The 22,807-nt window shown below is 71.1% G+C and carries 23 protein-coding genes; 12 read left to right on the top strand and 11 right to left on the bottom strand.

Annotated features, from left to right (window positions below; all coding sequences use genetic code 11):
• Positions 1-47 precede the first annotated feature (47 nt).
• On the bottom strand, positions 48-779 hold the full coding sequence (locus ABZ822_RS27955; protein WP_360860098.1) for a response regulator transcription factor: 732 nt from the start codon (positions 777-779) through the stop codon (positions 48-50).
• Between the two features lie 383 nt (positions 780-1,162).
• Here ABZ822_RS27955 and dhaL point away from each other — a divergent pair, with 383 nt between their 5' ends.
• The 6 genes from dhaL to ABZ822_RS27925 all read left to right on the top strand — a co-directional run bounded on the left by dhaL (position 1,163) and on the right by ABZ822_RS27925 (position 6,416).
• On the top strand, positions 1,163-1,861 hold the full coding sequence (gene dhaL / locus ABZ822_RS27950; RefSeq protein ID WP_360860094.1) for a dihydroxyacetone kinase subunit DhaL: 699 nt from the start codon (positions 1,163-1,165) through the stop codon (positions 1,859-1,861).
• 445 nt (positions 1,862-2,306) lie between these two features.
• Complete coding sequence (gene leuC, locus ABZ822_RS27945; protein ID WP_360860091.1) at positions 2,307-3,710, top strand: 3-isopropylmalate dehydratase large subunit; 1,404 nt, start codon at positions 2,307-2,309, stop codon at positions 3,708-3,710.
• A 14-nt stretch (positions 3,711-3,724) separates the two neighbouring features.
• Positions 3,725-4,324: a 3-isopropylmalate dehydratase small subunit gene (gene leuD / locus ABZ822_RS27940; RefSeq protein ID WP_360860088.1), complete on the top strand. Its 600-nt coding sequence runs from the start codon at positions 3,725-3,727 to the stop codon at positions 4,322-4,324.
• Positions 4,321-4,941 (top strand): isochorismatase family cysteine hydrolase, encoded by a 621-nt coding sequence (locus ABZ822_RS27935; protein WP_360860085.1) that lies wholly within the window; start codon positions 4,321-4,323, stop codon positions 4,939-4,941. The genes leuD and ABZ822_RS27935 overlap by 4 nt, the downstream gene beginning before the upstream one ends.
• Before the next feature lie 5 nt (positions 4,942-4,946).
• A complete protein-coding gene (locus ABZ822_RS27930; protein WP_360860082.1) occupies positions 4,947-5,951 on the top strand; it encodes a TauD/TfdA family dioxygenase in 1,005 nt (334 codons plus the stop codon).
• A 60-nt stretch (positions 5,952-6,011) separates the two neighbouring features.
• A complete protein-coding gene (locus tag ABZ822_RS27925; RefSeq protein ID WP_360860079.1) occupies positions 6,012-6,416 on the top strand; it encodes a cupin domain-containing protein in 405 nt (134 codons plus the stop codon).
• A 116-nt stretch (positions 6,417-6,532) separates the two neighbouring features.
• Here the strand turns inward: ABZ822_RS27925 and ABZ822_RS27920 are convergent, their stop codons facing one another.
• Positions 6,533-7,069: an ABATE domain-containing protein gene (locus ABZ822_RS27920; protein ID WP_360860076.1), complete on the bottom strand. Its 537-nt coding sequence runs from the start codon at positions 7,067-7,069 to the stop codon at positions 6,533-6,535.
• 170 nt (positions 7,070-7,239) lie between these two features.
• Between ABZ822_RS27920 and ABZ822_RS27915 the strand changes: the two genes are divergently transcribed.
• Positions 7,240-8,166 (top strand): DMT family transporter, encoded by a 927-nt coding sequence (locus ABZ822_RS27915; protein WP_360860073.1) that lies wholly within the window; start codon positions 7,240-7,242, stop codon positions 8,164-8,166.
• A gap of 105 nt (positions 8,167-8,271) precedes the next feature.
• Complete coding sequence (gap, locus tag ABZ822_RS27910) at positions 8,272-9,282, top strand: type I glyceraldehyde-3-phosphate dehydrogenase (RefSeq protein ID WP_360860070.1); 1,011 nt, start codon at positions 8,272-8,274, stop codon at positions 9,280-9,282.
• A gap of 184 nt (positions 9,283-9,466) precedes the next feature.
• Here the strand turns inward: gap and ABZ822_RS27905 are convergent, their stop codons facing one another.
• From ABZ822_RS27905 to ABZ822_RS27890, 4 genes are all read right to left on the bottom strand, one after another.
• The gene (locus tag ABZ822_RS27905) at positions 9,467-10,246 is read right to left on the bottom strand and encodes an IclR family transcriptional regulator (RefSeq protein ID WP_360860067.1); all 780 of its coding nucleotides are present in this window, start codon (positions 10,244-10,246) and stop codon (positions 9,467-9,469) included.
• A gap of 1,034 nt (positions 10,247-11,280) precedes the next feature.
• On the bottom strand, positions 11,281-11,976 hold the full coding sequence (locus tag ABZ822_RS27900) for a hypothetical protein (RefSeq protein WP_360860064.1): 696 nt from the start codon (positions 11,974-11,976) through the stop codon (positions 11,281-11,283).
• A 358-nt stretch (positions 11,977-12,334) separates the two neighbouring features.
• On the bottom strand, positions 12,335-12,994 hold the full coding sequence (locus ABZ822_RS27895; protein ID WP_360860061.1) for a response regulator transcription factor: 660 nt from the start codon (positions 12,992-12,994) through the stop codon (positions 12,335-12,337).
• 2 nt (positions 12,995-12,996) lie between these two features.
• A complete protein-coding gene (locus tag ABZ822_RS27890; protein WP_360860058.1) occupies positions 12,997-13,944 on the bottom strand; it encodes a sensor histidine kinase in 948 nt (315 codons plus the stop codon).
• A 332-nt stretch (positions 13,945-14,276) separates the two neighbouring features.
• Between ABZ822_RS27890 and ABZ822_RS27885 the strand changes: the two genes are divergently transcribed.
• A complete protein-coding gene (locus tag ABZ822_RS27885; protein ID WP_360860055.1) occupies positions 14,277-14,612 on the top strand; it encodes a hypothetical protein in 336 nt (111 codons plus the stop codon).
• Between the two features lie 163 nt (positions 14,613-14,775).
• Complete coding sequence (locus ABZ822_RS27880) at positions 14,776-16,176, top strand: cation:proton antiporter (RefSeq protein WP_360860052.1); 1,401 nt, start codon at positions 14,776-14,778, stop codon at positions 16,174-16,176.
• A 13-nt stretch (positions 16,177-16,189) separates the two neighbouring features.
• On the opposite strand, the gene ABZ822_RS27875 is transcribed toward ABZ822_RS27880, so the two are convergent.
• The 5 genes from ABZ822_RS27875 to ABZ822_RS27855 form a co-directional block, all read right to left on the bottom strand.
• A complete protein-coding gene (locus ABZ822_RS27875; RefSeq protein ID WP_360860049.1) occupies positions 16,190-16,903 on the bottom strand; it encodes an alpha/beta hydrolase in 714 nt (237 codons plus the stop codon).
• Between the two features lie 127 nt (positions 16,904-17,030).
• Positions 17,031-17,402, bottom strand: coding sequence for a hypothetical protein (locus ABZ822_RS27870; RefSeq protein WP_360860046.1), 372 nt, complete (start codon positions 17,400-17,402; stop codon positions 17,031-17,033).
• A 185-nt stretch (positions 17,403-17,587) separates the two neighbouring features.
• Entirely contained in the window at positions 17,588-18,787 is a 1,200-nt protein-coding gene (locus tag ABZ822_RS27865) for a hypothetical protein (RefSeq protein WP_360860043.1), read from the bottom strand.
• 243 nt (positions 18,788-19,030) lie between these two features.
• On the bottom strand, positions 19,031-19,288 hold the full coding sequence (locus tag ABZ822_RS27860) for a helix-turn-helix transcriptional regulator (RefSeq protein ID WP_360860041.1): 258 nt from the start codon (positions 19,286-19,288) through the stop codon (positions 19,031-19,033).
• The gene (locus ABZ822_RS27855; RefSeq protein ID WP_360860201.1) at positions 19,288-19,779 is read right to left on the bottom strand and encodes a DUF2975 domain-containing protein; all 492 of its coding nucleotides are present in this window, start codon (positions 19,777-19,779) and stop codon (positions 19,288-19,290) included. The genes ABZ822_RS27860 and ABZ822_RS27855 overlap by 1 nt, the downstream gene beginning before the upstream one ends.
• A 243-nt stretch (positions 19,780-20,022) precedes the next feature.
• Here ABZ822_RS27855 and ABZ822_RS27850 point away from each other — a divergent pair, with 243 nt between their 5' ends.
• The gene (locus ABZ822_RS27850; RefSeq protein ID WP_360860038.1) at positions 20,023-21,114 is read left to right on the top strand and encodes a 2-dehydropantoate 2-reductase; all 1,092 of its coding nucleotides are present in this window, start codon (positions 20,023-20,025) and stop codon (positions 21,112-21,114) included.
• Between the two features lie 307 nt (positions 21,115-21,421).
• On the top strand, positions 21,422-22,762 hold the full coding sequence (locus ABZ822_RS27845) for an MFS transporter (protein WP_360860035.1): 1,341 nt from the start codon (positions 21,422-21,424) through the stop codon (positions 22,760-22,762).
• The last annotated feature ends 45 nt before the right edge of the window (positions 22,763-22,807 follow it).

Below are 22,807 nucleotides of genomic sequence, written 5' to 3'. Positions count from 1 at the left end.
GCTCGGGGCGGCCGGCGTCCTTTCGTCCGTCTGCCGTCGGGCCGGTTTCAGGCCACGTCGGCCGGCCGGCGCGGGGCGGCGGGTGGGGCTGTCCGGCTCTCGGCGCGCCAGGACTGCTGGAACAGCAGCACGGCCTCCAGCCGGTTGCGGGCGCCGAGCTTGGTCAGCGCGTGCGAGACATGGCTCTTGACGGTGGCGGGCGAGACCCGTAATCGGACCGCTGTCTCGGCCGTCGACATGCCTTCCGCCAGGTGCCGCAGCACCTCCTGTTCGCGGGAGGTGAGGGTGTGCAGGAGGTCCATGGAACCGGCGGGGGCCGGGACCGACGGGGCCGGCACCCGCCGTGTGTACAGGGCGCGCAGCTCCGGGGAGAGCACGCTGTGGCCGGAAGCCACCGCGCGGATGGCCGCGGCGACCTTGGCGACCTTGATGGTCTTCACCAGGCAACCGGTGGCACCGGCCGCGAAGACGGCGTCGAGGCGCCGCTGGGTCCAGCCGGTGCCGACGACCAGCACCCGCACCTTCCGCAGGTCCAGCTGCCGGATCAGGCCGGTGGCGTCCTCGCGCGGGGCGACCGCCAGGACGGCCACGTCGACGCGACTCAGCGGCCACTGCTGCAGTGGCTGCTGGTTGTTCACGCTGCCCACCACGTCGAGGTGGGCCGAGGTTCCGAGGACGCTCGTCAGGACGTGGCGCGAGATGGGGTCGTGGTCGGCCACCAGCACGCGCGCTCTGTCGTCGGCGGATTCCGCGCCGAACAGATCACGTTCCAGAGACATGAGGTACGCCCTTCGTCAAGTATGCGATCGCCTCGAAGCCTAATCTCGGGAAATGCGTTCAGCAATGACGAACAGCGTTCTGAACATACTCTTGACAGTCGGATTGCACGCGCCTCCCGTACGGTCCCGTTTGTATGGGTGTGAACCCGGGATTCGCCGACCGGAGGTCCGCACCGCCACGAGGCAACGACGCGTGAACTCCCCTCCCTCAGAAGCTCCTTGACCGGTCGACAGGGTCGGCATTACCGTCTGGCTCTTGCGGGGGAGGCAAGATCGGTTCTTTGCGTGAGCACACGGCAGCTCACCCAAGCCCCCTCCGACGGGTGTCGCTCGGCACGGCTGTCGGGTGCCGGCGCCCATGTGTCGCTGTTACGGGGGGAATCGTGGACATCGCGCTGGCCAGATCCTGGCTCTTAGCCTTCGCTCGGGCGGTCGAGGAGGGCGCGGACCGCCTCACCGCTCTTGATTCCGCGATCGGGGACGGTGACCACGGCGTCAACATGCGCCGGGGCATGTCCCAGGTCCGCCGACTCCTGTTGAAGGACGAGCCGCGGGGCACCGTGGGCGAACTGCTCGGCGAGACAGGGCGATTACTCCGGACCCATGTGGGCGGAGCGTCCGGCGTGTTGTACGGAAGTACGTTCCAGGCAATGGGCGCCGCGCTGCCCGTCCGCCGGGCCGGGGTGCCCCAGGTCACCGACGCCCTGGAGGCGGGACTCGCCGCGGTGGTCGGGCTGGGAGCGGCGGCCCTGGGCGACAAGACCATGGTCGACGCCTTTGCGCCGGCCGTGACGGCCTTTCATGAGGCCTGCGTGGCGGGCGGGGACCTGGAGACCGCGGCCGTAGCCGCCGCGGCGGCCGCCGCGGCTGGCGCCCGGTCCACCATCCCGCTGCAGGCGCGCAAGGGCCGCGCGTCGTATCTCGGCTATCGCAGCATCGGCCACCCGGATCCGGGGGCCGCTTCCACCGAGATGCTCTTCCGGTCCCTCGCCGAACAGGCGGCGCAGGAGGCGATGTCGCCCTGCGGACGGGAAGGATGTCTGCCGGTCGTGATCCACGAGGGCTCGTCGGCCCGAACCTGACGAAGGCCGCCGGTCCGGCCGATCAGGTCCGTCCGCCGGTGAACGCGCGCCGCACTCGGGGCAGTTCGTCGTCGGGGACGAGTGCATCGTGACGCGTCCGTACCGGTACTCCGCCCGTCGGCGAACCCCCTCGCGCGGGCGTCGCGGGCCGGCCAGGCGACGGTCAGGTCCGGGCCGGCGGTGAACCGGACGTCGACCGAGCCCGCCGGGTCGAGCGTGTCGAGGTGTCCCTGCACTTCTCCTCCGGGGTGCCGGCGGCCGACGGAACGGGATCGGGGCGCGCATTCATCCTGACGGGTCACGGGCGCCGCGTCATCCACCGACGGTGGAGATGACGGACCGTCATGGCACGGATGCGCCGAAGGAGGAGTGCGGTGCACCGGTGGAAGGAGGCCTCCACCATCGGCCGATGCCCCGCGCACCGCATGCCACGAGCCTTGCGGTCATGGGTTCAACGCTTGCGCAGAAGGTCTGGGCCGATCACACGGTCCGCCGGGGCGAGGCAGGTGGCGACGACCTCCTCTACGTCGACCTGCACCTGCTCCACGAGGTGAACACGCCCCGGGCGTTCGACGGCCTGCGGGCCGCCGGACGTGCCGTGCGGCGCCCCGAGCTGACGCTGGGCACCGAGGATCACAACGTGCCCACCACGTCCCTCCTCGACGGGTTCGGCGATCCGGCGGGCCGCCGGCAGGCCGCCCAGCTCCGGGACAACTGCGACGCCTTCGGGATCACCGTGCACCGGCGCGGCGACGAGGGACACGGCATCGTGCACGTCATCGGACCGGAACAGGGGCTGGTCCGGCCCGGGATGACGGTCGTGTGCTGCGACTCGCACACCACCACCCTGGGCGCGTTCGGCGCCGTCGCGTTCGGCATCGGCACCAGCCAGGTCGAGCACGTGCTGGCCACCCAGACCCTGTGGACGCGCCGGCCTCAGGACATGGCGGTCACCGTCACGGGACGGCTCCCTGCGGACGCGACCCCCAAGGACCTGGTGATGGCGCTGATCGCACTCATCGGCACCGGCGGCGGCCAGGGGCACATCATCGAGTACCGGGGTCCGGCCGTCGAGGCGCTGTCGATGGAAGGCCGCATGACCCTGTGCAACATGTCGGTGGAGGCCGGGTCCAAGGCCGGGCTCGTCGCCCCCGACGAGACGACCTTCGCCTATCTGCGCACCCGTCCCGGCATGCCCGAGGGCGCGGACTGGGACGCGGAGGTGGCCTACTGGGAATCCCTGCGCACCGACCCGGACGCGCGGTTCGACAAGGAGGTCACCCTCGACGCCGGCACGGTCCGGCCGTACGTCTCCTGGGGGACGAACCCGGCACAGAGCCTGCCGCTCGACGGCCGGGTGCCGAGTCCGGACGACTTCACCACCACCACCGAGCGCGCGGCGGCCGAACGCGCCCTGGCATACATGGACTTGAAGCCCGGCCGCCGACTGACCGACATCGGGGTCGACACCGTCTTCGTGGGCTCCTGCACCAACGGCCGCATCGAGGACCTGCGTGCCGCGGCCGAGGTGCTGCGCGGTCGCCGGGTGGCCGACGGGGTGCGCATGCTCGTCGTACCCGGCTCCGCCGCGGTGCATCAGCAGGCCCTGGACGAGGGGCTCGACCAGGTCTTCACCGGTGCCGGCGCGGACTTCCGCCCCATCGCGGGCTGCTCGATGTGCTGCGGCCTGAACGAGGACCGGCTCCGGCCCGGACAGCGCGCCGTGTCCACCAGCAACCGCAACTTCGAAGGCCGGCAGGGCAAGCGGTCGCGCACCCACATCGCTTCCCCCGCCGTGGCCGCGGCCAGCGCCGTCACCGGCCGGATCACCGCACCCACCGACCTGTGAGGCCACGTACCGCCATGGACCAGTTCACCGTGCACGTCGGCACGGCGTTGCCGCTCAGGCGCAGCAACGTCGACACCGACCAGATCATCCCCGCCCGCTTCGTCCCCTACTTCAGCCTGACCGGGCACGGCAACGGCCTGTTCGGGGACTGGCGCGACGACCCGTCGTTCCCCGCCAACCTGCCCCAGTACCAGGGCGCGACGATCCTGGTCGCGGGCAACGAGTTCGCCACCGGATCCTCCCGCGAATCCGCCGTATGGGCGCTGCAGAAATCCGGCCTCCGTGCCGTGCTGGCCCCGAGCTTCGGCGACATCTTCCGCGAGAACGCCCTCATGCGCGGGCTGCTGCCCGTCGAACTCGCGGCGGACGCCGTGGAGCGGCTGTGGGAGCTCGTCGAGGCCGACCCGACGACACGGATCACCGTCGACCTGGAGCAGCGGCAGGTCCGGTTCGCCGACCGGGTCGAGGAGTTCGGCGTCAACGAGGCCGCCCGTGACCGCCTGCTGCGCGGCGCCGACACCATCAGCGACACCTTGCGGCACGAGGCCGAGATCAGCGCGCACGAGCGGCGGCGCCGACCGCTCCTACCCACGACGACGAGGAGTGCGGCATGACCCGACGCCCCGCCCTGCTGGTGCTCGATCTCATCAACGAGATCGCCCACCCCGACGGGAAGTACAACGACGTCTGCCTCGACCAGATCGAGAGAAGGGACGTCCTCGGTCACGCCCGCCGCGCCATCGACCGCGCCCGTGAGAAGGGCATACCGGTGGTGTACGTGGTCGTCGGCTTCTCCCCCGGGCTCGCCGACTGGCCGCCGACGTCGCCCCTGTTCACGGAGGCGGCCGACGGCGACCGGCTGATCCTGGGGACCTGGGGCACCGAGGTGCACGACTCCCTCAGGCCCGAGGCCCACGAGCCGGTGATCGCCAAACGCCGGGTCAACCCGTTCCTCGGCACGCACCTCGAACTGATCCTGCGGTCCTACGGGGTGGACACGCTGCTGCTGACCGGAGTGACGACGGACCTCGTCGTCCTGTCCACCGCCCGCGAAGCCCACGACCTGGACTTCCGCGTGGAGGTGCTGGAGGACGCCACCGCCACGTCGAGCCCGGAACTGCACGAGGCGGCGCTGACCCTGCTGCGCCGTACGGCCGACGTCACCACCGTGGACGCGGCGTTGGGGCGGACAGGGGACGCCACCGAGAACGCATCCGAAGGGAAGGAGTGAGGCCGATGCAGCCGTTCCACGTCATCGCCGACCGGGAGAAGGACGAACTGTACGGCGTGCTCGAGACCGTCGGGACCAACCCGTACGACGACTACCACGCCTTCTCCGCGGCCGTGCGGCAGGCCACGGAGGGCGAGGTCCCCGGCTCGCTGGTCCAGGCGGCAGAACGGATCCGGGCGGACCGCGAGCAGGGCGTCTCCGACACGCACGTGCTGCGCAACTGCCCGGTGGACAAGGAGCTTCCGGAGCTCGGCCACGACGACCCGCAGGCGGACAAGTACGCCCGCAAGCGGACCTTCGTGGGCGAGGGTTTCCTGGAGCTGATGGCGCAGCTCACCCGTACCCCCGTGATGGCGTACGCGACCCGCTTCAACGGGGACTTCTTCACCGACGTGTACTCCATCAGCAAGTACCACGGGAAGCAGACCGGTTACAGCGACGGCGAGCTCGTCTACCACAACGACCGCACCGCCCACCCCGTGCGTGCCGACTACATCAGCCTGCTGGGGATGCGCTGCCCGGTGCAGGAGTACACCTGCACCAGCCTCGTCGAGGCCCGCACCCTGCGCGCCGCGCTGCCCGAGGACGCCCTGCGCATCCTGGGAGAGCCGCACTTCGTCACGCCCTTCGACGTGGTCTCCCGGGACAACAACAGCAGCCTCAGCGTCTCGGAGAAGCACGCGATCTTCCAGGGCGACTACGGCATCCGCTACCTGGACACGCACACCACGGTCGCGCCGGACGCCCCCGGCGAGGCCAAGGACGCCTTGATCGAGCTGAAGAACGCGCTCACGCGGGCCGAGAAGAAGCGGCACCGCATCCTGGAGGGCGACCTGCTGATCTTCGCGAACCAGAACGGGCTGCACAGCCGCGAGTTGATCGAGGTCAACGACCCCGAGCGGTCCCGCTCGCGCTGGCTGCTCAAGACGTACACCTTGCGCAGCCAGGCCGTGGCGGACGGCTTCGCGGACCGCTGGGTGGACGGTGTCGCCGGCCGGGTCGGCGACTGACCTCACCCCTTGGCCGCCGCTCTCGCCAACTGGCCCACACCGAACCGAAGATGGGAACCCATGACGTCGACCACCGAGGCCCAGGCCGCCATGGCCGAGCTGCTGCCCACACTCTTCACCGGACTGCCCGGCGCGGACTTCGCTCAACGGGAGCTGGTCTTCCAGCCCGTCAACGCCGACGGGCGCTCCCAGGCCGAGATGGTCCCGCTCTACACGGTCAATGAGACCGGTGAGGGCGGGCCGGCAGCCGCGATCATGCGCTACCTGCCGGGCTGCGTGGCCCCCGCGCACCGGCATCCCGGCTACGAGATGATCTACGTCCTGAGCGGTGAACTGGAGACGGACGACGGCACGTACGGGGCCGGCAGCCTGCTGGTCATGCCGCCGGACAGCGTGCACGCGCCGCGCAGCCCCAAGGGGTGCCTCGGCCTGGTCATCTGGGAGCGGCCCGTCCAGGTGCTGTGACCGCGCGGACGGATCAGAGGGTCCGCGGATCTTCTGATCCTCGGCCCGACGTGGAGGTGGGCGGGAGGTGCTGACGCCCGCCTCCCCCATCCGTCTTCAGGCTGCGTACGCGACGGTCAGGAGGGGTGGCGGGAGCGGTGGGTCGCGGCCTTGGCCCGGTTGCCGCAGCGGGTCATGGTGCACCAGCGGCGGGAGGATCGGTGGGAGCGGTCCACGTACAGCCGGGTGCAGCGAGGCGCCGCGCACTCCTTGACCTGCCCCGGCGACTGGGTGAGCAGCTCGACGGCGTCGCGGGCCAGGGTCGCGAGGACGGCGCCGATCGAGCCGTGCCGTACGACCGTGCCGTCGGGCCGCAGGTCCTGGCGTACGGGGACGCGGGCGGTGGCGCGGTTGAGCACGGCGCAGTCCTCCGCCGCGAGGGGTGAAGCGCCGGCTGATGCGAGAACGAGGCGGTAGATCGCCTCCCGCAGATGCACGGCCGCGGCCAGGTCCGCCGTGGTAGCCGGCGCCGGCGCATCCAGGAGGCCCGCGGCGGCGGTCCATTCGGCGAGATCGGCCGGGGCGGTGAGGAGGTCCAGCGCGTCATCGCGTCGGCTCTGGACCGTACCGACGAAGTCAAGGGCCACGCTGCCGCTGACGAATGCGAACTTCATCCCACGAGAGTAACCGCACGGAGCGGTGCCAGGGCACCCCTGAACTAACCTGTTCGTGCGGTTACTCTCGCACGGCAAGTGACCACATTGACCGGTTACCCGAGCCGTCTGTAGTGTGCCAACTAACCCCCACAGACGGTTAGTTGTTGAGCGAGAGGCCACCTTTGTCCATGGAACGCGACGACCTGAAAGTCACCGAGACGGAGGTCGAAGCGCCGCCCTCCCCTGAGCCCGCGGCCGTCGAGACGCCGGCCTGGGCCTCCGCCGCCGTCCCCGCCGTCTTCGTCCTCCTGTGGAGCAGCGCGTTCATCGCAGCGGTGATCGGCACCGACGCCGCACCGCCGTTGCTGCTGACCTTCTCCCGCTTCGCGGTCGCCGGCGTCCTGCTCACGGTGGTCGCCCTGGCGTCCAAGTCGCCCTGGCCGAAGGGCAGGCTGCTGCTGCACGTCGTCGTCACCGGTCTCCTGATGCAGGCCGTGCAGTTCGGCGCCTTCTACACGGCCATCGGCGACGGTCTGCCGGGCGGTGTGGTCGCGCTGATCCAGGGCTTCAACCCCGTGCTGATCGCCCTGATGGCCGGATTCTTCGTGGGTGAGAAGATCACCCGGCAGCAGTGGCTCGGGTTCGCGGTCGGCGGCGCCGGTGTCGCGCTGGCCGTCGCCGGAGCACTGGACTTCTCCACCGGCGCCATCGTGCTCTCCTTCGTCGGCCTGCTCGGCCTGAGCGCCGGCACGGTCTACCAGAAGCGCTTCGCCCAGGGGGCGGACGTCCGCAGCAGCACCGCGCTGCACTTCCTGGCCAGCGCGCCGGTGATGCTGGTGATGACGCTGACGCTGGAGGACCCGAAGGTCACCGACTGGGGGGCGTTCGGCGGTTCGCTCGCCTGGATCGTGCTGATCAACTCCGTGGGTACGTTCCTCCTGCTCAACTTCATGCTCAAGAAGCAGGCGGCGAGCCGGGTCGGCACGCTCTTCTTCCTCACCCCGGCCGTCACCGCTCTGCTGGCCTGGCTGGTCATCGGCCAGACGCTGAACCCGTCGGCGATCGTCGGACTCGTCCTCGGCGGGGCCGGCGTGCTCCTCGCGGCGCGCAAGTAGCCGGCCGCGGCCTTACGCGTTCCGCCGTCGGCCGCGCACCCCCTGACCCACCATCACCGGTACGCCGGTACGACACGTTCGACCATGCAGAGAAGAGGGGCAGAGATGACCATCAAGGTCGCCATCAACGGGTTCGGCCGCATCGGGCGCGGCTTCCTCCGCGCCGCGCTCGCCCAGGGAGCCGATCTGGAGGTCGTGGCGGTGAACGACCTCACCGACGCGGCGACGCTCGCCCACCTGCTCGCCTACGACAGCACCATGGGCAAGCTCGGCGCCGAGGTCGTCGCCGAGGACGACGCGCTCGTGGTCGACGGCCGGCGGATCGCCGTCCACGCGGAGCGCGAGCCGGCCAAGCTGCCCTGGGGCGAGCTGGGCATCGACGTGGTCGTGGAATCCACCGGCATCTTCACCGACGCCAAGAAGGCCGCCGCGCACATCGACGCGGGCGCCCGCAAGGTCCTCATCTCGGCCCCGGCCAAGAACGAGGACCTCACCCTCGCATACGGCATCAACCACACGAGCTACGACCCCGCAGTGCACCACGTCGTCTCCAACGCCTCGTGCACCACGAACTGTCTGGCCCCGCTCGCCAAGGTGCTGCACGAACGGCTCGGCCTGGAGCACGGGTTGATGACGACCGTGCACGCCTACACCCAGGACCAGAACCTTCAGGACGGCCCGCACAAGGACCCCCGGCGCGCTCGCTCCGCCGCACTCAACATCGTGCCGACGTCCACCGGCGCGGCCCAGGCCATCGGCCTCGTCCTGCCCGAGCTCAACGGCAAGCTCGCCGGCCTGTCGCTGCGCGTACCGGTGCCGGTCGGCTCGCTGACCGACCTGTCCGCGTACGTGTCGCGGCCGACCACCGTCGAGGAGGTCAACGACGCCTTCGCGGAGGCCGCGGCCGGACCCCTGGCCGGAGTGCTGCGCCACTCCGACGCCCCGCTCGTCTCCACCGACATCGTCGGCGACCCGGCCTCCTGCATCTTCGACTCCAAGCTGACCACGGTCACCGGCGACGGCCGCCATGTGAAGGTGTTCGGCTGGTACGACAACGAGTCCGGCTTCTCGCACCGGGTCGTCGACGTCGTACGCCTGCTGGGAGCCCGTGGCTGACCACGACCGCCGTCCACCACCATGGCCGCGCCCCGCGCGAGTGCACTGACGCACCGCACGGGGCGCGGCCTTGTGTACCGGTGCCGGGAACGTCCGAGCTGGGTTCCGGGGCGCGCGACCAGGCCCCCGGCCGACCGGGCCGGGCCGACCGGGCCGGGCCGACCGCGCGGGAACCGGCTCTCGGTCAGTCGGTCACGCGCCAGGCGATGCCCCGGCCCGCCCCGAGCTCGCGCGAGAGCAGCGTCGCCACCTCGCGCACGGCCACCGCGTGCCGCTGCCGGTCGGCTTCGGTCAGGAGCCGTTCGACGGGGCCGACGATGCCGATGGCGCCCGCCGGGTCGCCGTACCGGTCGAACACCGGCGAGGCGATGCCGGCCTCACCCAGCGTGCTCTCCTGGTCCTCCAACGCATAACCGGTCTGGCGGGTCTCCGCCAACTGGTCCGCCATGGCGGCCGGGTTCACCACGCTTTTCCCGGTCAGCCGGGCCAGTTCTCCCTCCAGCAGTTCTTTCTGCCGCTGCTGCGGCAGGAACGCCACAAGGGACTTGCCGAGTGCGCAGGTGTTCCACGGAATGCTGGCGCCCAATTCCAGGATCTGCACGCCGCTGCCGTGCCGGAAGGCATGATGCACGACGAGCATGTGCCGGTCGTCGTCGAGTACGGCGACCCATACCGCCTCGCCGGTGCGCTCGGCGAGGGTGTCCGCCCAGGCGACCGAACGGGACCGCAACTCCTGTGTCTCCAGGTAGGAGTTGCCGAGGCGAAGCAGTGCCGCCCCGAGGAGGTACTTGTTGGTCTCCTTCTCCTGACGCACCAGGCCCTCGGCCTCCAGGGTGCGCAGCAGCGCGTGCACGGCCGGTTTGGAGACGCCGATCCGCTCAGCGAGTTCGGTGACGCCCAGGCGGGGGCCTGACGCCGACAGTTCCTGCAGGATGCGTGCCGCACGCTGAACGGACTGCACCATGATTTTCTACTCACATTCAGTATTGCGGAACGCCATTCAGGAAAGGTTAGCACCGATGTCAGCGGCATCCTGAGTGTCATTTCGAGCGTATTGCCCGCGCTTGCCGATGAATGGGGAAGCCTGTCGCCCCTTTGCGACCACGATCTTTCGGATCACAGAGAGTATCGGACGGCCGGTGATCGGCATGTGGTCCGCGTGTGATCGACATGTGCCGGAGCGTGATACACCCGCGGCGACGCCGGATCGACGGGCGCAATCCACGCCCCGAATGACGGAAGGCGAGACCCCCGACCGCGAACAAGCTCATCACCTTTACCTGCGCTCGACGTCCGCGCACACAGAGGGGAGTTGGCCGGCCTGAGCAGAGGGATCGGACACGGGCGGGCAGCCGATCCCGGGCCTCGACGGCCGGTCGCGGGTCTGATGCGGCCCCGGCAACGCCGAGCAAGACACGGCCGGACACCGTCCGGCCGGGGGGGGCGGCTCGCTCGGCGGCGCGGCCGGACGGCCGGCTCTACGGCGGTTCCGATGCGGTCTCTTCCAACAGGGCTGTCCGGGCACGCTGTTGTGGTGCGGTGATGGGGCGGAGCGGCGGCGCGCTCCACGGTGCGCCGCGCGACGCCCGGGCGTTCCGCCGCTGCCCGGGTCGCCCACTTGGGGCGCCAGGTAGACGTATGCCTTCAGAGCGCCCGGAGTTGGACGCCCCCGGGGGGTGAACAGGGCGCGCTCCGCGCGGGCGAGGCGCGCCGGGCGCCGTGGGCCGGGCGCCGGCAGGCCCTCGCGGCACTCTCCGCTCCGCAAGCGCGCCCTTGCTCTTCTGACAGCCCGTCAGGCTCTCGATCGCCGGGAGCTGAGCGTCAATCGATCACAGAAGTCGAACCGGAAAGGGCGCTTCTCGTGAACACGCATGTGTTCCTCGGCCACCGCCCGCTGTTCACGTGCACGGGCCAACGCTCCGTGCCACGCGGACGGCAGCCGTGGACCGGTCCGTGCGCGCCGGTGGCGCCGCTCCGGACCGGTCCCGGGTCGGCGGGTCAGCCGACGGAGCTGGGCACGTCGACGGTCACCTTGAGCTGCGTGTCGTCGGTGACGTCGAACTCGATCTTCTGGTCCCCCTTGGTCGCCGTGGTGCTGCCGTCCGTCGGGGTGTCCCATCCCGCTTGGCCGAGTTCGCCTACATAGGTCTTGAGCGCCGAGAGCGAGGTGGTCGCGTCCTCGGGGAGCCCGTAGGTGAAGGTCAGCGTGTCGTCGTCCTTGCTGGTGACCGAGAGGACGTCACCTTCGGACGGCAGCGGGGGCGCGGCGTCCGGGTAGGTGATGGAGTACTGCACGGCGTCGCCGTCCGCCCCGACGTTCACGGTCTGGTCCCCGCGGGTGTACGGGCCTTCCTCGTGGGCCTCGTAGCCGTTCTTGGCGAGCATCCGGAGGTTGGCCTCGACCGCCTCCTCCGCGGGGCCCTCGGGCTGGTAGCGCAGGACGAGGACCTTCTCCTCCTGGGCGGAGGCGCTCGTCAGCTCACCCGACGCGGGCAGGGGGACGGCCACGGGCTGGGCGTTGTCCATCTCGCCGCCCGAGGCGTCCCCTCCGTTGCCGCCGTCCTGCGAGCTGGACGCGGTCTTGTCCGGCTTGCCGCCGGCCGTGTCCTCGTCGTTGTTGCAGGCCGACAGCGTAGCGGTCAGAGCCGAAGCCAGAAGCAGTGCGGGCACGGCGGTACGAATACGTGAGCGCATACGGGTCGTTCTCCCTCGGTCGCGAATACCCCGGAATTCATGCGGTGTCGACCGAGCGAATTCACCGGTCAACGAATTCGGGACAGTAGTTCCGCGCCGGAGGGCGGGCGTGAGCAAGCACTACTCAGGGACCGGGACTTGACTTCCCTTCAATACACGGTGCGGGCGCATTTCATGGGAGCGCGATGAAACGGCAACACGGACCGGGTGGCCGGGACGTTCCTCGGGCGACCGTCCGGTTGCCCTTCTGTGACACGGCGGTGACGAACTGCGCGCCGTTTTCACGACGTAACTCTTTTGCGGATGTTGGGCGACGCCGGGTCGGCCGGGGCGCGGGAACGGTGGACCCGTGAGCCGTTCAGGGCTCGATCAGGCCGACGCGGATCGCGTACCGGGTGAGTTCCAGACGGTCCTTCAGGCCCAGCTTCTCCAGCAGGTTCGCCCGGTGCCGTTCGACGGTCTTCACGCTGATGACGAGAAGATCGGCGATCTGCTGCGACGTGTGTCCCTCCGCGACGAGTTTGAGGATCTCCTCCTCGCGGTCGGTGATGGCCCGGGCAGGCACGGCGCCGCCTTCCCGCACGCGGTCGAGATAGTTGCGGATGAGCGCATTGACGGCCCCCGGGTAGAGGAAGGGCTCGCCGCGCATCGTGGCCCGGCAGGCTTCGACGAGGTCGCGGTCGGCCACGGACTTGAGCACGTATCCGGAGGCGCCGGCGGCGAGGGCCTCGAAGAAGTACTGCTCGTTGTCGTACATCGTCAGGATGAGGATGCGCAGCTCCGGCTGGATGCGGGAGAGTTCGCGCGCGGCCTGCAGACCCGTCAGACGCGGCATGGCGATGTCGAGGATGGCCAGGTCGGGCCGGTGGGTCCGGGCCGCATCGACCGCTTCGGCGCCGTCACCGGCTTCGGCGACGACGGTCAGATCGGGCTCGCCGTCGAGGATGAGACGGACTCCGCGGCGGACGAGGCGGTGGTCGTCGGCGAGAAGGATGCGGGTGGGGGGTGCCTCGGGCATGGTCAGCGGCTCCGGTGGTGGGCGGGCACGGTCAGGCACACCTCGGTGCCGCCGTCGGGACCGGGTCCGACGGACAGGTCGGCGCCGATGAGCAGGGCGCGTTCGCGCATCCCGCGGATGCCCGCCCCTTCGGGAGCGTCACCGATGCCGCGGCCGTCGTCGCGGACGCTCAGTTCCACTCCCCCGGCGACGCGCCCGACCGTCAGATCGACGCGGGCCGCGCCCGCATGGCGTGCGGCGTTGGTCAGGCTCTCCTGGGCGACGCGGTAGAGCACGAGTTCTGTGTCCGTTCCCAGCGGGGGCAGGTCGGCCGCGACACGGTTGCGCACGCCGAGGGACGGTCCGGTGAACTCGTTGGCCAGGGCCTTCAGGGCGCTGGGCAGGCCGAGTTCCTCCAGGACACCGGGGCGCAGACGCCGGGCGATACGGCGGATCTCGTCGAGGCCGGCGCGGGTGGTCTCCTGCACCTGGTGCAGATCCTCCCGTACGGTCGCTGGCGCGTGATCGGCCACACGCTTGAGTTCGAGGAGGACGGCGGTGAGGGTCTGCCCGACCTCGTCGTGCAGTTCCTGGGCGATGCGGTGGCGTTCGGCCTCCTGCGCGGAGAGGGCGCGGGCGGCGCTGGTGGCCCGCTCGCTCTCCAGGCGGTCGAGCATCGTGTTGAAGGTCGTGATCAGCTTCGCGATCTCGCCGTGACCGCCGACGGCCGGGCGTGGTCCCGGGCGCAGCAGGTCGGTGGTCGTCATGACGCGGCTGAGGCGCTGCAGCGGGGCGAGGCCGATGCGCAGGAGCATGCCGTTGGCGATGAGCATCGCGACGAGCCCCGCGGTGATGACGGCGGCCTCGGTGAGCAGGACCGGCGTGGACACCGTCACCGGGCCCAGCAGCAGCGCGGTGGCCGCGATCAGCACCACCGCATTGAGCAGAAAGATGCGCCAGAACAAGGGCACGGGCACCGCCTCCGTCCAGTCACCGTCTCCTCCACTGTGCCCCGCCCGCCTCCCCACCGGTGCGAGCGCCCAGGCCTTACGTGTCGCGGGGCGGCACGCGCCGGGGCCCGGCCGTGTCTGAGGAGGCTCGGCCTGCACGGTCAGCCTGCGGGCGTGGGACGGCGGTGTCCATCGGGGTCTCCACCCATCGTCGGCCGACGCGGTGAGGGTTTCCCACCTGCGGAAATGAGGGTCAGCACCCATGGTGACGAAGGTGGGCCGCATGTGATCGTGGCCATGACGCGGTGCCCCCGGAGCGGCGCCGTACCCCCCGGAACGCGGGAGGAGGAACCATGGCACACCCCGTCACCGTACGGCGGCAGGAGCCGGACGAGCCGCATGAGCCGCATGAGCGGGACGAACCGGACGGAGTGCGGGAGCGCATCGGTTCCCCCTCCGTCCGCAGCGGTCGCACCGGGCGGACCCGCCGACCGCGGGGCCGACGGCGGGTGGCTCCACGGGTGCTCCTGGCCGTCTCGGTCGGCCTGCTGACGGCGGGACTGATCCTGCCGCAGGGTCTGCTGCTGGCGGCGGGACTGATGCTCGCCGGCGCGGCCGCGCATCTCGGGGCGTCGCCGCGTCCGTCCTCTTCCTCGCGGGCTCCGCCACGCGGGGAAGAGGAGAACTGACCCGCCCCGGCCGTAGGCGCACGGCACCGCTCCCGCCGCCGAGGGGCGGCACGACGGCGGCAGCAGCCCGCGATCCACCGGCCCGGAACAGACCTCAGGAGGACGTATCCGCCCCGCCCGTCGCTCGTATCCAAGCCCCGCCCGCTGCGGAAGGTGGTGACCCGTGGGACATGCCGACACCCTGCTCGCCATGGGCGGTGCCTTCCTCGCCGCCGCCTTCCTCGCCCGCCTCGGCAGCCGGATCGGCCTGCCGACGATCCCGCTGTTCATGCTCGCCGGCATCCTGCTCGGCCCCCATACGCCCGGCCCGGTCCTCGTCGAGGACGCCCACGACTTCGAGATGCTGTCCGCGCTCGGCCTGGTCCTTCTGCTCTTCTACCTGGGCCTGGAGTTCCACCTCGACGACCTCAGGAGCGGCGGCAAACGCCTGGCGGCCGCCGGAGGCATCTATCTGCTGCTGAACGTCGGCGCCGGTCTGGGCTTCGGATTCGCCCTGGGCTGGGGGGCACAGGAGGCCCTCGTCCTCGCCGGTGTCCTGGGCATCTCCTCCTCGGCGATCGTCACCAAGATCCTCATCGATCTGGGGCGCATCGGACACCCGGAGACGCGTCTGATCCTGGGCGTCATCGTGGTGGAGGACATCTTCCTGGCGCTGTATCTGGCGGCTCTCCAGCCCGTCATCAGCGGGGCCGAGGGCGTGCAGGAGACCGTTCTCCAGGCGTCGAAGGCGTTCGGCTTCCTGCTGGTGCTGGCCGCCGCCGCCCGCTGGGGCACACGGCTGATCGGGCGCCTGATCGCCGTCCGCGACAACGAGCTGCTGGTCATCAGTTTTCTGGGAGCGGCCGTTCTCGTCGCCGGTGTCTCCGAGGTCCTCGGAGTGGCCGACGCCATCGGTGCGTTCATGGTCGGCCTGATCCTCGCGGGGACCCGGTCCGGGCCGCGGATCCGCGAGTTGGTGCATCCGTTGCGCGACGCCTTCGCGGCCATCTTCTTCTTCGCCTTCGGACTCGCCGTCGACCCGGGTGACATCGCGTCCGTCGCGGGGCCGGTCGCCGCGGCGGCGGCGCTGACCATCGTCATGAACGTGGCCGCGGGGCTGCTGGCCGCGCGCCTGTACCACTACGGGCCGCGGACCGCGGCGGACATCGCCACGACCCTCCTGGCGCGCGGCGAGTTCGCGCTGATCCTGGCGGCGATGGCCGCGGGTGCGGGCCTGGACGCACGCCTCGCGCCGTTCATCGCCGGTTACGTCCTGGTCCTCGCCGTGCTCGGCCCCATTGCCGCCGGGCGGGCGCACCTGCTCGCTCGTGCCCTCGATGCGGCACGCACCGCCGCGCGCCGTCGCCGGGCCCGCAACGGCGGGGGCGACGTACGCGACGCCGACCGGGAGCAGACACCACGCGATGACGCCGCCCCCGCTTCCCGAGCCGCCGCGCCCGAGGGGAACAACGGGCACTCAGGGACCGGTCGGCGCGACGTGGACGGCCGGGACGACGGCGTCGGTGAGGATGTCGACGGCAGCTCGGCGGGCCGGTCCGCCCTGCCGGTCGAGGCGGACCGGTAGGCCAGGCGTCCGGTCAGGTGGACGGGTTGGCGGGACCGGTCGCGTCGAGCAGGATGCGTGCCAGCTCGCGCGGCTGGGAGAACATCGGCCAGTGGCCGGTGTCCATCTCGACGAGCCGCCACCGGTCGCTCTTGAGGAGCGCGGCCACATCGGGTGCCGGTTCGGCGCCGTCGAGCAGGCACTTGATGTACGTGGCCGGGAGCTCGCCGAGCGAACGCTCCAGCACGGCCGGCTCGGTCAGCGTGGCACCCGGATGGGGCGTCGAGCCGGCGACGATCCGGGCGATCTGCTCGTCGGTCAGGCCCTGACCCGCGTAGTCGGCCGCCGTGAGGGGCGCCCAGAAGCCGTCGTGCTCGGCGATCGAGCCCTCCACCATGGCCCGGCCGTCCGGCCACGCCGACACGAACGACTCCCCGTCAGCCGGGACGTTGGAGTCGACGAAGACCACGCGGGCCAGCCGGTCCCCGATCCGCTCGGCCGCCTGGCCGACCGGGATGCCGGAGTAGCTGTGCCCGACGAGGACGACGTCGCGGAGGCCGTGCCGCTCGACCTCTCCGACGATGTCCTGGACGTGGGTCTGCTGCCCGGCCGGCGCACCGCGCTTGTCGGCGAGTCCGGACAGGGTCAAGGGATGCACGCCGTGGCCCGCGGCGCGCAGTTCCTGCGCGACCTCGTCCCACGCCGACGATCCGAGCCATGCGCCTGCAACCAGTACGAATTCCGTCATGGGAGGGAACGTAGCGGAGGGGTACGACAACGCCCTTCCGGACGGCCTCGCCGCACCTGGGCCGTACGCGGTGCTCACTGCGCTCCGTACGCCGTGACGCGGCCCGCGTGCGGTCCGGAGGGCCGCCTCAGCGGCGCGGGCGCGCGAGCAGGCCGACGACCGACAGCGATGCCCAACCCACCGAGACGGCCACGGCCTTGGCCCGTGTGGCGCGGTCCGGGAGGGTTGCTCCGAGCAGGGCGGCGTCCCCGAGATCGGCGGCGATCCGGAGCACGGTGGCCGTCGTCAGCGGCGCGCCCTGCGGGGCCACGGCCATGGCGAGTCCGCTCGCGGCGTCCCGCCACGCCACGGGGCGCAGGGAGATCCGTGTGGCCTCCGCGGTCCGGCCCTGGGAGTCCGTCAGTCCTGACGGCCGCGCCAGGAGGGCGGGCCAGGCCGTCACCGCCACCCCGTAGACCGCCGTCGCCGCTCCCACCGTCCGCAACAAGCCCACCCGCATGATGCCGCCTCGCCTCGTTCCGTTCGCCGGACCGGCGGCCGGTACCACATCGGCACCGGCCGCCCTTGTCCCTTCACTGTGCACGGGAGCGGCCGCGTTCGCGTGCACGGCCGGGCGGCGGGTCGGGCCTGGACACCGCGGCGGGCTCCCCGGTCCCCCTGGCCCGGGGATCCCGTCGCGGCAGATCAACGGTTCGACGCGTCCGCGATGTTGTCGCAGTTGATGAAGCGGTAGCGGGCCGCGCCGTCGGTGCTGCGGAGTACGTCCGCGGGCGTCGTCGTCTGCCCGCTCTGGCCCCGGTAGAAGTGGGAGCCGTCGTAGACGAAGCCGCCGCGGGTCTGCCGGGGCCCGTCGTACTCGTGGCGGCCGGCCAGGGCACAGGACCGGTAGCGCACGGTCGGGCCGTTCCCCTGGTCCCACCACGGCTGGCCGACGTACCGGTGCAGGGTGCGCGCGTAGCTTGCGGTGTTCTGCATGGAGCCCACGTCGGAGCAGTCGTCGAAGGTGACCGTTCCGGTGCCCCAGGAGCAGTCGATGATCTTGTGCCGGTCCCCCTTGGGCTCGAACCGTACGTCCCGGACGCTGAGTTGGGCCGCGGTCCGGCTGTTGCTCTGCCCGTTCGGCATCAGGAACCAGGTGATCGTCCCGTCCGCCGTCGCCGCGGACCACGAGCCGCGGGACACGCGCAGGGAGCCGCCCCGGTCGAGGCGGAAGACGACCCCGGAACTGAGGGTCAGGCAGCAGTCCTCGACCCAGTAGTTCAGGAACTGGTTCTGCTGCGGATAGGTACCGCTGATGCCCCCGGTGCGGAAGAAGGCGTCGCGGAAGGTGGAGTTCGTCGCCGTGAAGAGGCGGCGGAGACTCATCTCGCTGTTGAGATTCGCGTCCTGGTCGCCGTCGATCCCGAAGACCCGGTCCCACGGTCCGCTGAATTCCACATCGTGCACGTGCCACGCCTGGTTGAACCCCTGGGTGTCGCTCAGGAGGTACGCGAAACGGTTCTTCGCGCCGTTGCTGATGACGCTGAATCCGCCGATGGTCGCCCATCGCAGGCGGCGGACGGCGGTGATCAGGTTGTTGGCGAGCGGATTGCCGGGCGCGTCCGCTCCCGCGTTGTCCCAGAAAATGCGGGTCGCGCGGATTCCCTGCCCCTCGACGGACAGGCCCTGCAATTGATCGTCGTTCGTGGCGGTGGACGTGAAGAGCGGCTTCGTCAGATGGAAATCACCGGGCGGAAAGACGAGGGTCTTGCGGACCGCTCCTCCTTCCGCGCTGGCGATCACTTCGTCCATGGCGGCCTTCATGGCGGCATCGTTGAAGCCTTCCCTGACGACGACGCGCTCCCACGGCCGCCCCGCGATGGCTGATATGACGGATTCGGGCATTGCGGCTCCTCGGCGGGACATGGAACCAAGGTGTTCCGGAATCCCCCGGTCCCGCGTTGTGTGATGTCCCGGTTATCCCCGCTCCCGTACCGGCGCGATCCGCCCACGGGGACGCGCGCGAGGGCGAGTAGTTGCGAATTCACGTACGGCGCGGGCCTTTTGTGCGCCTCCACGGGAATCACCACCCCGCCCTTGTGCGCCTGCACGGGGAATCACCACCCCGCCCTCAGAGCTTCGGCGTCGTCACATGACGCCCGTTTCATGATCGCGCTGGGGCACGTCATCCGCCCGGGGCGTGCTCTCCTCCCAGCGCAGCAGGTCGCCCGGCTGGCACTCGAGCACCTCGCAGAGCGCAGCGAGCGTCGCGAAGCGCACCGCCTTGGCGCGGCCGTTCTTGAGTACCGCCAGGTTGGCGGGCGTGATCCCTACGCGGTCCGCGAGCTCGCCCACGGACATCTTCCGCCTGGCGAGCATTACGTCGATGTCGACGGCGATCGGCATCAGATCACCTCGTCCAACTCGGCCTGCATCTGCGCCGCTTGGACGTCGCGTGCGACGGCCTGGGCGAGCAGCGTCCGCAGCACGAGCACGATGAGCGCGACCCCCAGGACGGCCAGGCCGACCCCGCCCATGATGACGGTGACGCCCGGGTCGGCCCGCTGGCCCGGCGCGTTGAGGGCCGTGACCGCGAACCACACGAGGGCAGCCGCCACGATCGCGCCGATGATGACGTCCACGTACCGGAAGGCGGCGTGGGAGAACACGGTTCCGCGTCGCACCATCGTCACCAGCCGCCATACGCAGACCCCGATGACCTGGACCGTCCCGATGCCCAGGATCGTGATCACGCGCAGCGGGGTCAGTGGGAGCGACCCGTCCTCCGGGTCGCTCCCACTGACCAGCGTCCACACCATCAATGCCTGTACGAACACGGTGCCGGCGAGCACCACCACGAGCACGGCGCGCAGCGCGCGTACGGTCAGCTTTCCCACGACCTGTCCTTCCATCGAGTTACGATGGCAATCTATCGAATATCGATAGATCACGCCAGGGCTGGGCAGGAAACGCGGACGGTGCACCCCGTACGGGGCCGCCGACGGCCCACGCCTGTCCTCGGCGGCCGGGCCGCGAAGGCCGGACCCCAGGGCCCGGTGACCGGCGCGGTCACCCCCGGCTAGGCTGCGGGGCGCGCCATCCCGCCCCGCGACGACACGGCCCCAGGAGCAGGAGCAGACATGACGGAACGCCCCGTGGACGGGTCCCCGACGACCTCGCCGCGCCTGAGCATCGCGGTCCTCGGGGCGGGCAGCATCGGCTGTCACACGGGCGGGCTGCTCGCGGAGACGGCCGGTGTCACGCTCATAGGGCGCAGCGCCGCCATGGAGACCTTGCGGCGGAACGGTCTGGCCCTCACCGGTGGCAGCCGTTCGGCGAAGCTGACGGTCCCCGGCGACCTCCGGGTGGCGACGGGGCCCGATGCGGCCGCCGGGGCGGACTACGTACTGATCACGGTCAAGTCGTCCGCCACCAGTGCCGCCGCACGTGAACTCGCCCCGCATCTGGGCCCGTCGACGGTGGTCGTCAGCCTTCAGAACGGGCTGCACAACACCGCGGCCATCCGGCGCGAGCTCCCCGAGCACACCGTTCTCGCCGGGACGGTTCCCTACAACGTCGTGCAGAGGGAGCCCGGTGTCTTCCACCAGGGATCCGCCGGTCCGCTGTCGATCGAGGAGCACGAGCGGGCCGCGCCCCTGATGTCCGCGTTCCGGGCCGCCGGGCTCGCTGCCGAGACGCGGGGCGACATGCGCGAAGTGCAGTACGCCAAGCTGCTGATCAACCTCAACAACGCGCTCAACGCTCTGTCCGACCTGCCGCTGCGCGCCGAGCTGTCGCAGCGCGCCTACCGCCGGTGCTTCGCCCTGTGCCAGACGGAGGCCCTCACGGTGCTGCGGGCGGCGGGGGCGAAACCGGCACGGCTGACCCCCGTACCGGCGCGATACCTCCCGTACATGCTGCGGCTCCCGAACGGGCTGTTCCGGATCGTCGCGGCCTCGACGCTGCGGATCGACGCGCACGCCCGCTCCTCGATGTGGGAGGACCTGCAGCGTGGCCGCCGTACCGAGATCGACGAACTGCAGGGCGAGGTCGTCGCGTTGGCCGGGCGGCACGGTCTCGAGGCGCCGGTGAACGCCCGCCTCGTCGAGCTGATCCGGGAGGCCGAGGAGGCCGGGCCGGACGCCCGGCGCAGGTGGTCGGGGCCGGACCTGTGGCGCGAACTGGTGGCCGCGCGCCAGGGCGGGGCCACGCCTGCGCACGACGGAACGTGACGCGGGACAGCGCGACCGGCGCCGGGACGGCCGCAAGGGCGCGCACGAAGCGGACGTGAAGACCGCCGTGAGGCCGGACGTGAAGACCGCTGTAAGGGCGGACGTGGGCGCCTGCCGGGCTGATGCGAACCGCTGCGCGCGGCACCGCGCTCCGCGGCGGTCGGGACCGGGCCGGGGCCCACGCAGCGGAGTGATCGGGTCCCGAGCTCAGCGGGTCGCACACCGCGCCAAGAGGGAGCTGAGGCAGCCTGGGGAACCACCCGACGCTGCCTGCGCCGACCACGGCGATCCCACAGAGAGTCCACGCATGGGTACCGACTCCCCTGGCCCGCACGACGCCCCCGAGCCGCCGGCGGAGCCGGCCGCCCGCCACCGCCGCAAAGTCGCCACGGTGGCCGCGCTCGCCTCCGCCCTCGAGTGGTACGACTACTTCGTCTTCGCCGTCGCGGGAGCCCTGGTCCTCGGTCCGCAGTTCTTCCCTTCCGACCGCCCCGTCACCGGCGTGCTGGCCTCCTTCGCGACGTTCGCCGTGGGCTTCGCGGCCCGCCCCGTCGGCGGAATCGTCGCGGGCCACCTCGGTGACCGGCACGGGCGCAAGCCGATGCTGGTGTGGGCGCTGCTGCTGATGGGACTGGCGACCACCGCGATCGGTGCCCTCCCTTCGTACGACACGATCGGTGTCGCGGCTCCCGTGCTGCTGGTCGCCCTGCGCGTCGTGCAGGGGCTCGCCCTCGGCGCCCAGTGGGGTGCCGCGATGCTGATGACCACCGAGTACGCCCCTCCGGGCAAGCGCGGGCTGTACGGCAGCCTGGTCCAGATGGGCGTCCCCATCGGCCTGGTGGCGGCCAATACCCTCTTCCTCGTCTCGTCGGCCGCGATGAGCGACGCCGCCTTCGCCGACTGGGGCTGGCGGCTGCCGTTCCTCTGCGGAATCTTCGTGCTGGTGCTGGCGCGCTACGTGCACCGGCACGCGGAGGAGACACCCGAGTTCCGCCGGGCCGAGCGCGAACTCGCGGCGGAGGAGCGGCAGCACTCGCCGCTGCGTACGGTCCTCCGCCACCACCTCGGCACGGTCCTGCTGGCCGGGGGCTCGCTGGCCGTCAATGCCGCGACCTTCTACATCATCGTGACCGGTGTCCTTGACTACGCCACCCGGGAGCTGGGGATGGCCCGCAACGGTGTGCTGGCCGTCTCACTCGTCGTCAACGTGACCCAACTGGCCCTGATCCCCGCCGCCGCGGCCTTCTCCGACCGCGTCGGCCGGCTGCGCATCTACGCGGCCGGGGCGGTCGGCGTCGTGGTGTGGGCGGTGCCGCTGTTCGTGCTGATCGACATGGCGTCCCTGGTGCCGCTGGCCATCGGGATCTTCGTCGCCAGTTGTTTCGTGAGCATCATGTACGGCCCGCAGGCGGCTCTGTTCGCCGAGCTGTTCACGACGGAGATGCGCTACACCGGCGCCTCGCTCGGCTACCAGCTCGGGGCCGTCCTCGGCGGCGGCCTGGCTCCGTTCGTCATGGTGCTGCTGCTGGAGGAGACGGGGACCTCCATGTCCGTCTCCGCCTACATCATCGGGCTCGGGGTGATCGCGCTGACGTGCATCGCCATCCTCGCCCGGCGGAGCACCGCCCGTCCGCAGCGGACACCGTAGAAGGCCCGGCGAGACACCACGGAAGGCCCTGGAGGCCGTCCCCCG

The sequence above is a fragment of the Streptomyces sp. NPDC047108 genome, assembly GCF_040643575.1.
Classification (GTDB): domain Bacteria; phylum Actinomycetota; class Actinomycetes; order Streptomycetales; family Streptomycetaceae; genus Streptomyces.
Note: the sequence above shows the minus strand (reverse complement) of the source record. Positions and strands in the feature narration are given on the sequence as shown.

Excerpts from the sequence above, each read along its gene's own strand:
- ABZ822_RS27885 (WP_360860055.1), top strand. The coding sequence starts at position 14,277 with ATGGCACACCCCGTCACCGTACGGCGGCAGGAGCCGGACGAGCCGCAT.
- leuD (WP_360860088.1), top strand. The coding sequence starts at position 3,725 with ATGGACCAGTTCACCGTGCACGTCGGCACGGCGTTGCCGCTCAGGCGC.
- ABZ822_RS27905 (WP_360860067.1), bottom strand. The coding sequence starts at position 10,246 with ATGGTGCAGTCCGTTCAGCGTGCGGCACGCATCCTGCAGGAACTGTCG.
- ABZ822_RS27870 (WP_360860046.1), bottom strand. The coding sequence starts at position 17,402 with ATGCGGGTGGGCTTGTTGCGGACGGTGGGAGCGGCGACGGCGGTCTAC.
- leuC (WP_360860091.1), top strand. The coding sequence starts at position 2,307 with ATGGGTTCAACGCTTGCGCAGAAGGTCTGGGCCGATCACACGGTCCGC.
- ABZ822_RS27920 (WP_360860076.1), bottom strand. The coding sequence starts at position 7,069 with ATGAAGTTCGCATTCGTCAGCGGCAGCGTGGCCCTTGACTTCGTCGGT.
- ABZ822_RS27875 (WP_360860049.1), bottom strand. The coding sequence starts at position 16,903 with ATGACGGAATTCGTACTGGTTGCAGGCGCATGGCTCGGATCGTCGGCG.
- ABZ822_RS27850 (WP_360860038.1), top strand. The coding sequence starts at position 20,023 with ATGACGGAACGCCCCGTGGACGGGTCCCCGACGACCTCGCCGCGCCTG.
- ABZ822_RS27930 (WP_360860082.1), top strand. The coding sequence starts at position 4,947 with ATGCAGCCGTTCCACGTCATCGCCGACCGGGAGAAGGACGAACTGTAC.
- ABZ822_RS27845 (WP_360860035.1), top strand. The coding sequence starts at position 21,422 with ATGGGTACCGACTCCCCTGGCCCGCACGACGCCCCCGAGCCGCCGGCG.
- gap (WP_360860070.1), top strand. The coding sequence starts at position 8,272 with ATGACCATCAAGGTCGCCATCAACGGGTTCGGCCGCATCGGGCGCGGC.
- ABZ822_RS27925 (WP_360860079.1), top strand. The coding sequence starts at position 6,012 with ATGACGTCGACCACCGAGGCCCAGGCCGCCATGGCCGAGCTGCTGCCC.
- ABZ822_RS27860 (WP_360860041.1), bottom strand. The coding sequence starts at position 19,288 with ATGCCGATCGCCGTCGACATCGACGTAATGCTCGCCAGGCGGAAGATG.
- ABZ822_RS27900 (WP_360860064.1), bottom strand. The coding sequence starts at position 11,976 with ATGCGCTCACGTATTCGTACCGCCGTGCCCGCACTGCTTCTGGCTTCG.
- ABZ822_RS27935 (WP_360860085.1), top strand. The coding sequence starts at position 4,321 with ATGACCCGACGCCCCGCCCTGCTGGTGCTCGATCTCATCAACGAGATC.
- ABZ822_RS27955 (WP_360860098.1), bottom strand. The coding sequence starts at position 779 with ATGTCTCTGGAACGTGATCTGTTCGGCGCGGAATCCGCCGACGACAGA.
- ABZ822_RS27865 (WP_360860043.1), bottom strand. The coding sequence starts at position 18,787 with ATGCCCGAATCCGTCATATCAGCCATCGCGGGGCGGCCGTGGGAGCGC.
- ABZ822_RS27915 (WP_360860073.1), top strand. The coding sequence starts at position 7,240 with ATGGAACGCGACGACCTGAAAGTCACCGAGACGGAGGTCGAAGCGCCG.
- ABZ822_RS27895 (WP_360860061.1), bottom strand. The coding sequence starts at position 12,994 with ATGCCCGAGGCACCCCCCACCCGCATCCTTCTCGCCGACGACCACCGC.